The organism is Roseovarius pelagicus, from assembly GCF_025639885.1.
Lineage (GTDB): Bacteria > Pseudomonadota > Alphaproteobacteria > Rhodobacterales > Rhodobacteraceae > Roseovarius > Roseovarius pelagicus.
Map to the genome: position 1 here is coordinate 2,286,895 of NZ_CP106738.1, position 15,204 is coordinate 2,302,098.

Sequence of the window (15,204 nt, forward strand, 5' to 3'; positions counted from 1 at the left end):
TCGATTGAACCTGATGGGGCGCGCCGGGCAACCCAAAGACCGAAGTGAAGGTCCAGAGCGTAAATGCATCGCCACGGGTGAGGTGCAGCCAAAGCATGGGCTTTTGCGTTTTGTCGTTGACCCTAACGGCGGCATTGTGCCTGATCTGGCACACAAGCTGCCGGGTCGTGGTATCTGGGTCGCGTCCGATCCTGCGGCGCTGGAAAAAGCGGCGACCAAGGGTCTCTTTGCCCGTGCGGCGCGTTCTGCGGTTACTGTACCCGACGGTCTGCCAGCGTTGGTCGAAGGGATGCTGGCGCGGCGTGTGATTGACCTGATTAGCTTGGCGCGCAAGGGCGGTCATGCGGTTTCAGGCTATGAAAAAGTCAAGGATTGGCTGGCCAAGGATGAGGCCGAAGTGCTGATTCAGGCCAGCGACGGGTCCGAGCGCGGAAAATCAAAGCTGAGCACGCCTTATGGCGGCTCTTTCATTGGCTGGCTGACGGCGGACGAGCTGGGTCAGGCCTTTGGGCGCCAAACCACGATTCATGCGGCACTGCATGCTGGTGGTTTGTCGCAACGTGTTGTAGAGGAGGCGGCAAGGCTGAAAGGCCTGCGCGTCTCGGACGATGGCAGCGGCCATCGGAAAGGAAAGAAGACCAGATGAGCGACAACGACGGAAAGAAAACTTTGGGTGTGCGTGGCGGTCCCCGTGCGGGGAACGTGAAGCAGAGCTTCAGCCATGGCCGGACCAAGAACGTCGTGGTGGAAACCAAGCGCAAGCGCGTTGTGGTGCCCAAACCTGGTGCCGCGCCCGGCGCAACCGGTACGGCCAAACCCGCGCCCGCGGGTGATCCATCAAAACGTCCCGCAGGCATTTCGGATGCCGAGCTTGATCGCCGGATGAAGGCATTGGCTGCCGCCAAGGCACGCGAATCCGATGAGGCAGCCAAGCGTGAAGCCGAGGAAAAAGCCCGTGCCGAAGAGCGCGAGCGCCGCCGCGAAGAGGCTGAGGCCAAAGAACGTGCCGAGCAGGAACGTGAAGAGGCGCTGAAAGCCAAGGCAGAGGAAGAGGAGCGCGTTAAGCGCGAAGCGGAGCAGGCCAAGCAGGCTGCCGCTGCCCCTGCGCCGACGCCCCCGAGCGAAGACGCCCCGACAGGCCGCGGTGCCCCGCAGAACCGTCCTGCCGCTACGCCAGCGCGTAAACAGCAGGACCGTGACCGTGACCAGCGCCCCGCAAAGGGCAAAGGCATGGGAGGCGACAACCGCCGATCGGGCAAACTGACGCTGAATCAGGCGCTGTCTGGTGGCGAAGGTGGTCGCCAGAAATCAATGGCAGCGATGAAGCGCAAGCAAGAGCGCGCGCGTCAGAAGGCCATGGGCGGTACGCAAGAGCGTGAAAAGATTGTTCGTGACGTGCAACTGCCCGAAACCATCGCCGTGTCAGAACTGGCCGTGCGGATGGCCGAGCGCGTCGGTGATGTGGTCAAGTCGTTGATGAACAACGGCATGATGGTCACGCAGAACGAAGCGATTGATGCCGATACCGCTGAACTGATCATCGAGGAATTCGGCCACCGCGTCGTGCGCGTCTCGGATGCGGACGTCGAGGATGTGATCGCCACCGTTGAGGACAAAGAAGAAGACCTGCTGCCGCGTCCGCCGGTGATCACCATCATGGGTCACGTCGACCACGGCAAGACGTCGCTTCTGGACGCTATCCGCGACGCCAAGGTAGTCGCAGGCGAGGCAGGCGGCATCACGCAGCATATTGGTGCCTATCAGGTCAAAACTGACAGCGGCGCAATTCTGTCGTTTCTAGATACACCCGGCCACGCGGCGTTCACGTCGATGCGGGCCCGCGGTGCGCAGGTGACGGATATTGTCGTGCTGGTTGTGGCCGCAGATGATGCGGTCATGCCGCAGACAGTCGAGGCGATCAACCACGCCAAGGCCGCCAAAGTGCCGATGATCGTGGCGATCAACAAGATCGACAAGCCTGCTGCGAACGCGCAGAAGGTCCGCACCGATCTGTTGCAGCACGAGGTCGTCGTCGAGGCGATGTCAGGCGATGTGCAGGATGTCGAAGTCAGCGCGACCACGGGTCAGGGGCTGGATGAACTGCTCGAGGCGATTGCGCTTCAGTCCGAGATCCTCGAACTGAAGGCAAACCCGAATCGTGCTGCCGAAGGCGCGGTGATCGAGGCACAACTTGATGTGGGTCGCGGTCCTGTTGCAACCGTTCTGGTGCAAAAGGGCACGCTGCGTCAGGGTGATATCTTTGTCGTTGGCGAACAGTACGGCAAGGTTCGTGCGCTGATCGACGATCATGGTGCGCGCGTGCAAGAGGCGGGTCCTTCTGTACCGGTCGAAGTTCTGGGCCTGAATGGTACACCAGAGGCGGGCGATGTTCTGAACGTCGTCAAATCCGAAGCACAGGCGCGCGAAATCGCGGAGTATCGCGAGAAGGCAGCCAAGGAAAAACGTGCCGCTGCTGGCGCGGCCGTGACACTGGAACAACTGATGTCACAGGCCAAGGACAGCGAGAATATGGCAGAGATGCCAATTCTGGTGAAGGCTGACGTACAGGGCTCTGCCGAGGCTATCGTTCAGGCGATGGAGAAGATCGGTAACGAAGAGGTCCGCGTGCGCGTGCTGCATTCGGGCGTCGGCGCCATCACCGAAAGCGATATCGGTCTGGCCGAAGCCTCGGGCGCGCCGGTCTTTGGTTTCAACGTGCGGGCCAATGCGCCGGCACGCCAGAGCGCGAACCAAAAAGGCGTTGAAATCCGCTATTACTCGGTGATCTACGATCTGGTCGACGATGTGAAGGCGGCCGCATCCGGTCTGCTTGGTGCAGAGATCCGCGAGAAGTTCATCGGATATGCGCAGATCAAAGAAGTGTTCAAGGTCACCGGTGTTGGCCGTGTTGCAGGCTGTCTGGTGACAGAGGGCGTTGCGCGCCGGTCCGCCGGTGTGCGTCTGTTGCGCGACGACGTGGTGATCCACGAAGGTACGCTAAAGACACTGAAGCGTTTCAAAGACGAAGTTGCCGAAGTGCAATCGGGTCAGGAATGCGGCATGGCCTTTGAGAACTATGAAGATATCCGCCCGAATGACGTGATCGAGATTTTCGAGCGCGAAGAGGTGGAGCGTTCACTCGACTAAGGCGATCTGCCGGTTCGCTGGAACGGAAAATAGCATATGGGGCGTGGCTGATGGCTGCGCCCCATTGTTTTTAAGCGTGCTGTATTTCTTGGCCGGTACAGGACGGCAAACACAAAAAAGGGACATGACCAATGGTCTGCCCCTTTTACGTGTTGTGGAATGGTTAATGTTTCAGGCAGCGACCTTGGACACGGGTTGTCCGGCAAAGAGCCGATCGCCATCGCGAACCTGAACGCGACCGTCGGGCAGTAGACGCACAAAAATACCCTGCACCAGAACGCAACTACCAAGTCTAATTGTTTGCAGCATGTCATATCCCCCCAGATATTGACGCGACGTATAAAATTTTAAACAACTACGCCCGATGGCATAGTTCTAACAGACCCAATGTTAATTATAGCTTAATCTGACCAAACAGAAAGTAAAATTAAGCGATAGCAAACAAGCGACTTCGGCGGTGCGGTGCCGATTTATGCATGAAATTAGAGCCAATCGCGTAGAATCGGTACCAGAGGTATGTCCGCGGGCGGCATCGGATAGTTCCGCAATTCGCTCGCACGAACCCATTTCAATGCCTGATCTTCTCGGCTTTGAGGTATGCCTTGCCACTTTCGACAGGCAAAGAGCGGCATCAACAGGTGAAAATCATCATAGCTGTGGCTTGCAAAGGTCAGCGGGGCCAGACAGCTGGCCCAAGTGTCTATGCCCAGCTCCTCTTGCAATTCGCGGATGAGGGCGACCTCTGGCGTTTCACCGGACTCGACCTTGCCGCCCGGAAACTCCCACAGTCCGGCCATGGACTTTCCTTTGGGGCGTTGCGCCAAAAGAACACGCCCATCGACATCAATCAGAGCGACGGCAGAGACTAGGACAGTTTTCATGGGCAGGCCATCAGCACCGGCATCATGATCGGTAATCGGCATTGATTTCGATATACGCGTGGGTCAGATCGCAGGTCCAAACCCGCGCAGTGCCTCCGCCAAGCCCGAGATCGACATGAATCACCAAGTTCTGATTCTTCATGTATTTCGCGGCTTCTTCTTCGGAATAGTCGGGACTGACCCAGCCCTTGTCAGCCACCAGAATGGGACCAAACCAAATGGACAGGGCATCGCGGTCTGCGCGGGCACCCGACTTGCCGATGGCCATGACGACACGACCCCAGTTCGGATCTTCGCCCGCGATGGCGGTTTTGACCAAGGGCGAATTGGCGATGGACTTGGCGTGGACATGCGCCTCATCATCACTGTGCGCGCCTGTCACAGACACCTCGACGAATTTCGTGGCACCCTCACCATCGCGCACGACCTGATGCGCCAGATCAAGCATGACACGCCGCAGCCCTTCCATGAAACCGACTGAATCCTCCGTGACTTCGATGCCCGATGCACCTGTCGCCGCCACCAGCAGCGTATCAGAAGTCGATGTATCGCTGTCGACGGTGATGCAGTTGAAGGTTTTGGCGTTCAGCGCGGATACCATCGATTGCAAAACCGACAGATCGGCCTTGGCGTCCGTAAATATATAGACCAGCATTGTCGCCATATCGGGCGCGATCATGCCTGACCCCTTGGCAATGCCAGCGATACGGATCGTTTTCCCGTTGATTGTTACATCGGTCGCTGACCCCTTGGGAAAGGTATCGGTTGTCATAATCGCCTTAGCTGCGGCCTCAATCCCGTCGGAGGCCAGCGTGTCCTTCAGTTCTTCGAGTTTGGCGGTGATGCGTCCGTGTGGCAGCGGCTCACCGATCACTCCGGTCGAAGAGGAGAAAACACGCGTTTCAGGCAGGTCCAGAGCAGCGGCAACGGCGGTGGTGACGGCGCGGGTGGCATCAATCCCGTTGCGTCCGGTAAACGCATTGGCGTTACCCGAATTCACGATGATCGCGGCGCCAGCGTCGCTATGTGTGCCGATCTTGGCCTGACAATCCAGCACAGGAGCCGCGCGCGTGGCCGACCGGGTAAACGCCCCGGCAACCGTGGTGCCGGGGGCGAGGTCGGCCAGCATGACATCTGTCCGCCCGGCATAGCGGACCCCAGCGGCCACCGTCGAGAAACGGACGCCATCAATCACAGGCAGATCAGGAAAGCCCGCAGGGGCCAGCGGTGAGACAGATGTAATCTTGGCCAAAGTCGTTACTCTTCCAGCAGGTCAAATTGATTCAATGTGGCGGGGTCCAGCGCATCGCCCGTCGTGCGGTCAATCTTTGCGCTCGTGAGCAGTTGTTCGATATGGGCTGTCATCGCCGCCTGACGCAGTTCTTCTTCCAGCTCTGGGCGGACTTCTTCCATGTCGGGGCGGGCTTTGGTCCGGGTCTCGGACAGCAGGATCACATGCCAGCCGAATTGGGTCTGTACCGGGTCGGAAATGCCACCTGCTTCCAATTGCTCGACCGCATCCTGAAACGGCTCGACCATCATGCCGGGAGCAAACCAGCCCAGCTCTCCGCCGCTGGGGCCAGATGGGCCGGTGGAATGTTCCTTTGCCAATGCGGCAAAGTCACCGCCATCATTCAATTCAGTCACCAGCGCCTTGGCTTCTTCTTCGGTCTCGACGAGGATATGCGCGGCCTTGTATTCGGTCTCTTCCGGCATGTTCAGATATTTTTCATCAAAGGCGGCCTTGAGCGCGGCGTCGGTCAGCGCGACGCCAGTGATGCGCGCGATCTCTTCGCTCGCCGCGACGGCGCGCGTCTCGTTTTCCAACGCAAGTTGGCCCGCCTTGGACATATTGGCGGTCATATTCTGCTGTAACAGTGTCTGTTGTACCAGTTGATCCAGAATTCCCTTGTACAGAACTTCGGCTGGAAGCTGCGAAAACTGCTCTGGCAGGCCTGCGCGCAGGGCGATCATATGCCCCAGCGTGATCTCGGTTCCGTCGACGGTCGCAACCACGGTATCGGCTGTCGGTGCGCCCTCTGCCGCGTCATCGGCCCACGCGGGTGGTGCCAGAGATACGGCAGCCAACAGGGTTGCGACGACGGTTGCTTGGAGGCGGTTGAACATTACGGGTATTCCTTTGCCGTGTATGGCACTTGGGTCGCATGGGCACGCGACGTTGACACTCTGCCAGCAGGCCCTTACATCGCCTTATGTTCAAGGCATTCCCGCTGCTATTGGCCACGTTGTAGGGCCGCATTGGAAACGGGGCAAGTCATTGCCATTCACAAGATGTTAAAACAGCCGAACGGATAGAATATGCTGGGTTTAGGAACGGTTGCGCGCAAGGTTTTCGGAACGCCGAATGACCGCAAGGTTAAGGCGACGCGCCCGCTGGTCGAGAAGATCAACGCGCTGGAACCCGAGATTGAACAGCTGAGCGATGACGGGCTGATCGAGAAAACTGCAGAACTGCGCAAACGGGCGCTGGGTGGCGAGACGCTGGAGGCGTTGCTACCCGAGGCGTTTGCGAACTGCCGAGAGGCGGCGCGGCGCGCGTTGGGGCTGCGGGCGTTTGATGTGCAGTTGATGGGCGGCATTTTCCTGCACCAAGGCAACATTTCCGAGATGAAGACCGGCGAGGGCAAGACCCTTGTGGCGACATTCCCAGCCTATCTGAATGCGTTGACTGGCAAGGGCGTGCATATCGTTACGGTCAACGATTATCTGGCCAAGCGTGACGCCGAATGGATGAGCAACGTTTTTGGTGCGTTGGGTATGACCACCGGTGTCGTCCATCCCGATCAGGCCAATGCTGACAAAACGGCGGCCTATGCCTGTGACGTGACCTATGCCACCAACAATGAACTGGGATTCGATTACCTGCGCGACAACATGAAGTCCGATCTGGATGACATGAGCCAGCGCGGCCACAACTTTGCCATCGTGGACGAAGTGGACTCGATCCTGATTGACGAGGCGCGCACACCCCTGATCATTTCGGGACCGGCGCAGGATCGCAGCACGCTATATATCGCGGTTGATGCGCTGATCCCCGAACTGGATGACTCGCATTTTTCGCTGGACGAAAAATCGCGCAACGTGACATTCACCGACGAGGGTAACGAGTATCTGGAAAAGCTGCTCGTCGAACGCGAAATTCTGCCCGAGGATCAATCGCTCTATGATCCCGAGAGCACGACCATCGTGCACCACGTCAATCAGGGCCTGCGTGCGCACAAAATGTTCACCAAGGACAAGGACTATATCGTTCGAGACAACGAAGTGGTGCTGATCGACGAATTTACCGGGCGGATGATGTCCGGGCGGCGTCTGTCTGATGGGTTGCATCAGGCGATCGAGGCCAAAGAGGGCTGCGATATCAAGCCTGAGAACGTGACGCTGGCACAGGTGACGTTCCAGAACTATTTCCGCCTTTATGACAAGCTGGCCGGCATGACCGGGACCGCCGCGACAGAGGCCGAGGAATTTGCCGAGATTTATGGCCTTGGCGTTGTCGAAGTGCCCACAAACAAGCCCATCGCGCGTATCGACAAGGATGATGCCGTCTACCGGACCACTGCGGAGAAGTACAAAGCGGTGATCAAGGCAATCGAGAAGGCGCAGGAAAAAGGCCAGCCGACCTTGGTCGGCACCACATCCATCGAGAAATCCGAATTGCTCAGCCAGATGTTGACGGAAGCGAATGTGCCGCACAACGTCCTGAATGCGCGCCAACACGAACAAGAGGCGCAGATCGTCGGTGATGCAGGCAAGCTGGGCGCAGTGACCATTGCGACCAACATGGCCGGGCGCGGCACCGATATCAAACTGGGCGGTAACTTCGAAATGAAGGTGCTGGAAGCGATTGCTGCCGATCCGGACGGTGATGCAGACGCAATCCGTGCCAAAATTGAGGCCGGGCATACTGCTGATGAGCAAGCCGTGATCGAAGCGGGCGGGCTGTTTGTGCTGGCCACCGAACGGCACGAAAGCCGCAGGATCGATAACCAGCTGCGCGGCCGGTCAGGCCGTCAGGGTGATCCGGGTAAATCGGCGTTCTTCTTGTCGCTCGACGACGATCTGATGCGCATTTTCGGTTCCGAACGGCTGGAAAAGGTGCTGTCGGGTCTGGGTATGAAAGAGGATGAGGCGATCATTCACCCTTGGGTGAACAAATCACTGGAACGCGCACAGGCCAAAGTCGAGGGCCGCAACTTTGACATCCGCAAGCAGCTGTTGAAATTCGACGATGTGATGAATGAGCAGCGCAAGGTGATCTTTAAGCAACGGCTCGATATCATGCGCGCTGCCGACCTGTCCGACATCGTAAAGGACATGCGCGGCGAGGTGATCGATGATCTGGTAGATCAGTACATGCCGCCAAAGTCCTATGCCGAGCAGTGGGATATGACCGGGCTGCATGCCGCATTGGTTGAACAGCTGAATATGGATCTGCCGGTGCAGGCCTGGGCCGACGAAGAAGGTGTCGACGACGAAGACATATCTGAGCGGATTGAGAAGGCCGCGAACGAGATGATGGCGCAAAAGGCATCTCAGTTCGGCCCGACCAACATGCGGCTGGTAGAAAAACAGATCCTGCTGCAAACCATCGACAGCAACTGGCGTGAGCATCTGCTGACGCTAGAGCATTTGCGCAGCGTCGTTGGCTTTCGTGGGTATGCGCAACGCGATCCTCTGAACGAATACAAGAACGAGGCGTTCCAGTTGTTCGAGACGATGCTCGACAGCTTGCGCCAGACGGTGACTCAGCAACTGTCGCAGGTGCGCCCCATGTCCGAAGAGGACCGCAAGGCGATCATGGACCAGATGGCCCAGCAGCAGGCTGCGCTAGAGGCCCAGACCGATGCCGCAGAGACATCCGAGGAAGCCCAGCAAGTGTCGGAAGACGCCGCGCCGGGGTTTGATGAAAACGATCCCACGACATGGGGCAACCCCGGTCGAAACGCCATGTGCCCCTGTGGGTCGGGTAAAAAATTCAAACATTGTCATGGTCGGCTGGCATAACGTCTGCCGATCCAATCTGACTAAAATCAGCCGTAAACGCCGTATTCTGGCCTAAATGACTCCGCTCCGGGGTCATAAGGCTGCCGTTTTGTGTGTCTAGGTATTCTTCCGTAACCGAAATTCTCGGTGTGGGAGTGCAGAGCATGTCAAAGATCAAACTGATGGCAATCGGATGCGGAACACTGGCAGTCGCGCTGGTGGTTGGGCATTTCATTCAGAACAACGGTAATTCAGCTCGGATCATGGCGCACTCTGTGCCGCAGGCGCCCAAGGTCGCCGAAGCGCCAGTAGATGTAAAAGCACAAGAAATGATTTCGGTCGCCGATCTGGCAGAGGCAGCGAGTGCGCTTGATATCAATGCGATCACCCATACTTCGGCCCTGCCGACAGCGCCTGATGCGATTCTTGATGTGGCAGCCCTGCCGAGTGAGCCAGTCACGCTGGCCTCTGCCGAAGTGGAACCGATCACCAAAATGCCGCTCGAAGAGCCGACTCCGGCTTTTGGCTGTGACTATGTGCTGAGTGCTGAAGCCGCTGCCGGAGCGATGGTAGCACTGAAGCTGGATGTGCCGTGTATGCCGAACGAACGGTTTACCCTGCATCACAACGGCTTGATGATTACCGAAGTGACGGGCGAGGATGGCACGATCAAGATGACGGTGCCCGCACTTAGCGCAGCAGCGACCTTTATCGTGGCCTTTCCTAATGGTGAAGGGGCCGTTGCCAACGCGACAGTTGACTCGCTTGAATATTACGATCGCGTCGCGTTGCAGTGGGAAGGCGACAGCGGCCTGCAAGTGCATGCAATGGAATATGGTGCCGAATACGGTGATGCGGGTCATGTCTGGGCTGATGCCCCGCATGATCTGAGCCAAGCGGTCGGTGGGCAGGGCGGATTCCTGACCCGTTTGGGCGCAGGTGATTTGCCAAACGCCTATCAGGCCGAGATCTATACCTTCCCCAGCAGCCTGGCAGCACGGGGTGGTGACGTGCATTTGCAAGTCGAAGCGCAGGTCACACGCGACAATTGTGGTCGTGATGTCGAGGCCCAATCCATTCAGGTTCAGCCCGATGGTGTATTCAAGGTGCAGACCCTGACACTGGCGATGCCAGAATGTAATGCGGTTGGTGACTTTCTGGTGTTGAAAAACTTGCTGAATGACCTGAAGATCGCGCAGAACTAATTCGCAGCGACCGGGGTACATAAATGACTTGGGTGCGTGCGGCGATTTTCGCCGCACTTTTTCTGTTTGGGGCCGCGTTTTCTGCATTGGCGCAGGACGTCACTTTGACGTCGCGCGATGGGGCTGTTGAGATTTCTGGCAATTTGCTGGGTTTTGACGGCGAGTTTTATCGCGTCGATACGATTTATGGTGAACTGACGGTTGATGGCTCTGGTGTGCTGTGTGCCGGGCCGGGCTGTCCCAGCCTATCGGATTACGTGGCCGAGTTGCGCGTGTCGGGTGCGCCGACGATTGGTCAGGTCCTGATGCCTGCGCTGATAGAGGCGTTTGCGCTGAAAAGCGGGCTAGAGCTGGCGCGCCATACCGAAGACGACCGGCGGGCGGTCTATACACTGTCGGATCGCGACAGCGATGTGCCGCGCGGGCGTTTCTACTTTCACCTTACCAATCCAGACGAAGGCTTTGCCGATCTGCTGGCGGATGAGGCCGATATCGTGATGTCCCTGCGAGAGGTGCGACCTGCCGAGGTGCGGCTGGGCATAGATGCGGGGCTGGGCGATCTGACCGATGCGCGGCGCAGCCGGGTTCTGGCGCTTGATGCGTTGGTGCCGCTGGTCGCGGCCGAAAACGATGTGACCGCGATAACCGCACCGCAGCTGGCCAAGGTACTGACCGGGGAAATCGACAACTGGGCGGACCTTGGCGGCCCAGATGCCCCGATTGCTGTGCATCTGCATGATTCGCGCAGTGGTTTAGGACAGGCAACAGAGGATCAGATGACCGGAGGACGGGCGGCAGGCCTGTTGCCGGGTGCAGTCCGGCACGGAGATGGTGTGGCGTTGGCCGCGGCCGTTGCGCGTGATCCTTTCGCGCTTGGCGTTGGCAGCAGATCGGAAAAGGGGCTGACATTCGAGCTGGCACTGAAGGGTGCCTGCGGCTTTTCCATGCGGGCCACGCGCCGCGCGGTCAAAACCGAGGATTATCCGCTGTCTGCGCCAATGTTCCTTTACCTGCCGGCGCGCCGTTTTCCCAAACTGGTGCGCGAATTTTTGGCATTTACCCGTGATCCGGCGGCGCAGCTTGTGGTGAGGCGTGCCGGGTTCGTCGATCAGCTGCCCGAAGAGATCGAGATAGACGCCCAAGGCGATCGATTTGCCAATGCGGTGATGCAGGCAGGGGACGAGGTGACGCTGGCAGAATTGCAGGACATGGTACGCACCCTTGCGCCACTTAAACGGCTAAGCACAACCTTTCGGTTCGAACCGGGGTCGATCCGGCTGGATGCGCAATCGCGTTCGAATGTGGCACAGCTGGCTCGCGCGTTGGAGAGCGGATTCTATGACGGGCGTCGCATGGTCTTTGTCGGCTTCAGCGACGGTGAAGGATCGGCCCGGATCAATCAGCAGATCGCCGAGCGACGGGCCACGGCCGTGCGGGATGCCGTGCTGCGCCGGGCAGAGACACTGAATCCGGCGCGGTTGCAGGTAGAGATAAAGGCCTTTGGCGAAGCGATGCCGATGGCCTGTGACGATAGCGAATGGGGTCGTCGCGCCAACCGCCGGGTCGAAATCTGGGTGCGCTGACAGCGCGATTTCGAGGTGTCGGTATCACGTCGGTATCCTGTCGGTATTGTGTAGGTGCCAACTAAGGCTGAGGGTGGTCACAGATACCCCTCGCTGCGAAAGCTGAGTTCGCATGACTTCCCGATAATCAGGTGGTCGTGCAGGGTGATGCCCATGACCTGCGCCGCATCTGCGATCTGTCTGGTCATGTCGATATCGCTTTGCGACGGGGTGGGGTCGCCCGACGGGTGATTATGCACCAGAATCAGTGCCGAGGCGTTCAGTTCGAGCGCGCGCTTGACCACTTCGCGGGGGTAGACGGGTACATGGTCGACCGTGCCATTGGCCTGTTCCTCGTCCGCGATAAGCGTGTTTTTCGTATCAAGGAAAAACAGGCGAAACTGTTCCGTTCCACGGTGCGCCATCTTGGTGTGGCAGTAATCCAGCAATGCGTCCCAACTGGATATCACCTGCCGCCGCATGATCCGGGCGCGCGCCAATCGTTGGCTGGCGGCCTCTACGATCTTGAGTTCGGTCACCACAGCATCGCCGACGCCGGACACTTCGCACAGGCGCACCGGGCTTGCCGATATGACACCGTTGAAGTCGCCGAAGGTATCGAGCAGGGATCGCGCCAAAGGTTTCACATCTCTCCGCGGGATTGCGCGGAACAGGACCAGTTCCAGAAGTTCGTAGTCCGGTATTGCCTGCGCTCCACCGAGTCGGAATCGTTCACGTAGGCGCGCCCGGTGGTCGCGGATGTATGAGGGTTGTTTTGATATCGCGGGCTTGCAAGTCTGTACCACCTCATCACCGCCAAAGAGTGGCAGAGGGGATTCGGCAAAATGCGAGAAACGGGCCATGATCCGAATGTGGCGCGCGGTTGGTTAAGGACGGGTTAATCAGGCCGTTTAAACGGCTTATCCCATGTCGCCAAACGGGAAGCCCTGTCTGCACGACGGTTCAGCCCGGCTATGGGACTCCGGCCATGAAACTGTCGCGCTGCTGCCGTTTGCCCGCCCACCCGTCCCGGTGACAGGCATTGAAATCACCGGGCCATTGGCTGCATAGAGAACGTGTGCCCACACCGGAATCAAAGGAACTCCCCCATGATGGACCCGCGCAAGATCACCGACAGTTTTACTGTTTCGCCACAGATCGAGGTCGAGGATATTTCTGCAATTGCCGACGCAGGCTATCGATCGATTCTGTGCAACCGCCCGGATAACGAGGAAATCGGACAATGCGGTTGCGATGCGATTGAGACGGCGGCAAAGGCTGCCGGATTGGCCTACCGCGCAGTGCCGATCACGTCAGGTCAGGTCAGCCAGACAGATTTGGCCGATTTTCGTGCGGCGCTAGATGAAATGCCTGCACCGATCTTGGCATACTGCCGAACCGGAACACGTTGTACGATGCTGTGGAGCATCGCACAGATGGATCATATGGAACCCGCAGAGATCGTCGCGGCGGCGGCGGAGGCAGGGTATGACATGTCTGGCCTCGTGGCGCAGATGACCCGAGGCTAGGCAGATGGCGCTGTGGCTGGCCTACGGACCTGATGATGTCGGGGTGCGTGTGTGTCTGATGGAGGGCAAAGCTCTGCAAGGTCAGAGCCTGCATCCAGATACCGACGACGCGCTGGCCGCAGTCGTGGACCAAGACCGAACCAAGGTGCGCATCGGCGGGACCACACCGCAGGCTGTGCCGGTTGCTGTGATGCCGACCTCGACAGATGGTGTGCCCATAGCGACGCAAGAGGCGCCACCCGACGCGTTGGGCGGTTGGGCGCGGCTGCGGATCGCAGGTGTATTGTCGTCGCGCCCGAACTGGGACGGTGTGGTGGTGGATGTGCGAGATCAGATCACACATTGGGTGCATGTCAGTGCCGGCGAAATCGTGAGCTTGCAGGGGTTTGCTACAGGTCGTCTGGTGTCGGCATTGGGTGGTAATGCCGAGGCGGCGCCTGATGCAGTAGAACAGACTCTATCACGGCCTGAAAAGCTTGCCGCTCACCTGCATACTGCCTCACTTGGTGGGGATATGCGGGCCCTGACAGGCCACCTGATCGGGGCCGAAATTGCCGCGGCGAAACCGTATTGGCTGGGGCAAGAGGTCATTGTCGTTGCCGAGAGATCGGCGCTCGTCCAGACGTTGCAGTATCAAGGTACGTCAGTCGACGAGGCTATGCCGCAGGACATGCTGGTTCGTGGGCTTGCAGCGTTTGCTGATGCCGCGGGCTATCTGGACTGATCACAGCATTTCCTCGTTCCAGAAATACTCAGACCCCCGACACGCGCCGCGCATGCCATCGCTTGCCTATTTTGTGGCTGCATGACACGCTGATTGCAAAGATCGGCGGCAGGAAGAACGCGATGCAGACCCGAAAGCCAACAGATCAAGCGCAGCTGCCCCAAGCTTTGGCGGCTCGGAATGATGGCATTGCGCTGGACCTTGCATGGGTCCGCAGCGTGCAAGCGAATACCTCATCTATTGAACGCCGTGTCGCGACCTTACCCGGACGGCGCAGCGTTAAGAAGCAGTATCAGGCCGCGTGGCTCTGTCGTGCGATCAGCTGTATCGATCTGACGACGCTGGCCGGAGATGACACCGCAGGCCGGGTGCGGCGCCTGTGCGCCAAGGCGCGCCAACCGGTGCGTGCCGATCTGCTGGGTGCGCTGGGGATGGAGGGGCTGCATGTCGGTGCGGTCTGCGTCTATCACGACATGGTCGACACAGCGGTAGAGGCGCTGGCGGGCAGCGGCATCCCGGTCGCAGCCGTTTCGACGGGGTTCCCAGCGGGTTTGTCACCTTTTGCACTGCGGCTGGCCGAGATCGAGGCCAGCGTCGCAATGGGTGCCGCAGAGATTGATATCGTAATCTCGCGTCGTCATGTGCTGACCGGCAACTGGGGCGCGCTATACGACGAAATGGCGGCCTTTCGCGCAGCCTGCGGCCCGGCGCATGTCAAAGCGATCCTTGCCACCGGAGAACTGGGAAGTTTGCGCAATGTGGCGCGCGCCAGCTTGGTTTGCATGATGGCGGGGGCGGATTTCATCAAGACATCGACAGGCAAGGAGCCGGTGAATGCTACTTTGCCTGTGACATTGGTCATGTTGCGCGCGATCAGAGACTATTACAGCCAAACAGGCGTCAAAGTTGGGTACAAACCTGCGGGGGGAATATCCAAGGCCAAGGACGTGCTGATCTATCTGAGCCTGATCAAGGAAGAGTTGGGCGATGATTGGCTCGACGCTGCGCTGTTCCGGTTTGGGGCCTCGTCACTGCTGGGCGATATTGAGCGGCAATTAGAGCATCACGTAAGTGGAGCATACTCGGCAGGGTGGCGACATGCGATGGGATAAGCTGTGCCGGAAGGGGCGACAGATGCGTATATGGACC

Annotated in this window: 13 protein-coding genes; 8 read left to right on the forward strand and 5 right to left on the reverse strand. The window is 58.9% G+C overall.

The genetic code is table 11. From position 1 onward, the window contains the following. Positions 1-13 precede the first annotated feature (13 nt). Positions 14-646, forward strand: coding sequence for an RNA-binding protein (locus N7U68_RS12390; protein ID WP_165197848.1), 633 nt, complete (start codon positions 14-16; stop codon positions 644-646). After that, the gene (gene infB, locus N7U68_RS12395; protein WP_165195089.1) at positions 643-3,147 is read left to right on the forward strand and encodes a translation initiation factor IF-2; all 2,505 of its coding nucleotides are present in this window, start codon (positions 643-645) and stop codon (positions 3,145-3,147) included. The genes N7U68_RS12390 and infB overlap by 4 nt, the downstream gene beginning before the upstream one ends. A gap of 171 nt (positions 3,148-3,318) precedes the next feature. Here infB and N7U68_RS12400 read toward each other — a convergent pair whose 3' ends face one another. The 4 genes from N7U68_RS12400 to N7U68_RS12415 all read right to left on the reverse strand — a co-directional run bounded on the left by N7U68_RS12400 (position 3,319) and on the right by N7U68_RS12415 (position 6,155). Beyond that, positions 3,319-3,456, reverse strand: coding sequence for a hypothetical protein (locus N7U68_RS12400; RefSeq protein ID WP_165195087.1), 138 nt, complete (start codon positions 3,454-3,456; stop codon positions 3,319-3,321). Between the two features lie 173 nt (positions 3,457-3,629). Beyond that, complete coding sequence (locus N7U68_RS12405; protein ID WP_165195085.1) at positions 3,630-4,028, reverse strand: (deoxy)nucleoside triphosphate pyrophosphohydrolase; 399 nt, start codon at positions 4,026-4,028, stop codon at positions 3,630-3,632. A gap of 22 nt (positions 4,029-4,050) precedes the next feature. Then, entirely contained in the window at positions 4,051-5,280 is a 1,230-nt protein-coding gene (gene argJ / locus N7U68_RS12410) for a bifunctional glutamate N-acetyltransferase/amino-acid acetyltransferase ArgJ (protein WP_263046996.1), read from the reverse strand. Positions 5,281-5,285: 5 nt separating this feature from the next. Continuing rightward, positions 5,286-6,155 (reverse strand): peptidylprolyl isomerase, encoded by an 870-nt coding sequence (locus N7U68_RS12415; protein WP_263046997.1) that lies wholly within the window; start codon positions 6,153-6,155, stop codon positions 5,286-5,288. Between the two features lie 192 nt (positions 6,156-6,347). Here N7U68_RS12415 and secA point away from each other — a divergent pair, with 192 nt between their 5' ends. From secA to N7U68_RS12430, 3 genes are all read left to right on the forward strand, one after another. After that, the gene (gene secA, locus N7U68_RS12420) at positions 6,348-9,056 is read left to right on the forward strand and encodes a preprotein translocase subunit SecA (protein ID WP_165195079.1); all 2,709 of its coding nucleotides are present in this window, start codon (positions 6,348-6,350) and stop codon (positions 9,054-9,056) included. 143 nt (positions 9,057-9,199) lie between these two features. Next, the gene (locus N7U68_RS12425) at positions 9,200-10,240 is read left to right on the forward strand and encodes a hypothetical protein (protein WP_263046998.1); all 1,041 of its coding nucleotides are present in this window, start codon (positions 9,200-9,202) and stop codon (positions 10,238-10,240) included. Between the two features lie 23 nt (positions 10,241-10,263). Beyond that, positions 10,264-11,823: a phosphate ABC transporter substrate-binding/OmpA family protein gene (locus N7U68_RS12430; protein ID WP_263046999.1), complete on the forward strand. Its 1,560-nt coding sequence runs from the start codon at positions 10,264-10,266 to the stop codon at positions 11,821-11,823. A 77-nt stretch (positions 11,824-11,900) separates the two neighbouring features. On the opposite strand, the gene radC is transcribed toward N7U68_RS12430, so the two are convergent. Next, positions 11,901-12,665 (reverse strand): RadC family protein, encoded by a 765-nt coding sequence (radC, locus tag N7U68_RS12435; RefSeq protein ID WP_263047000.1) that lies wholly within the window; start codon positions 12,663-12,665, stop codon positions 11,901-11,903. 246 nt (positions 12,666-12,911) lie between these two features. Here radC and N7U68_RS12440 point away from each other — a divergent pair, with 246 nt between their 5' ends. The 3 genes from N7U68_RS12440 (at position 12,912) to deoC (ending at position 15,167) form a co-directional block, all read left to right on the forward strand. Next, a complete protein-coding gene (locus N7U68_RS12440) occupies positions 12,912-13,331 on the forward strand; it encodes a protein tyrosine phosphatase family protein (RefSeq protein ID WP_241188086.1) in 420 nt (139 codons plus the stop codon). Positions 13,332-13,335: 4 nt separating this feature from the next. Next, complete coding sequence (locus N7U68_RS12445; RefSeq protein WP_263047001.1) at positions 13,336-14,055, forward strand: 2-dehydro-3-deoxygalactonokinase; 720 nt, start codon at positions 13,336-13,338, stop codon at positions 14,053-14,055. 122 nt (positions 14,056-14,177) lie between these two features. Next, a complete protein-coding gene (gene deoC, locus N7U68_RS12450; protein WP_263047002.1) occupies positions 14,178-15,167 on the forward strand; it encodes a deoxyribose-phosphate aldolase in 990 nt (329 codons plus the stop codon). Positions 15,168-15,204 lie beyond the last annotated feature (37 nt).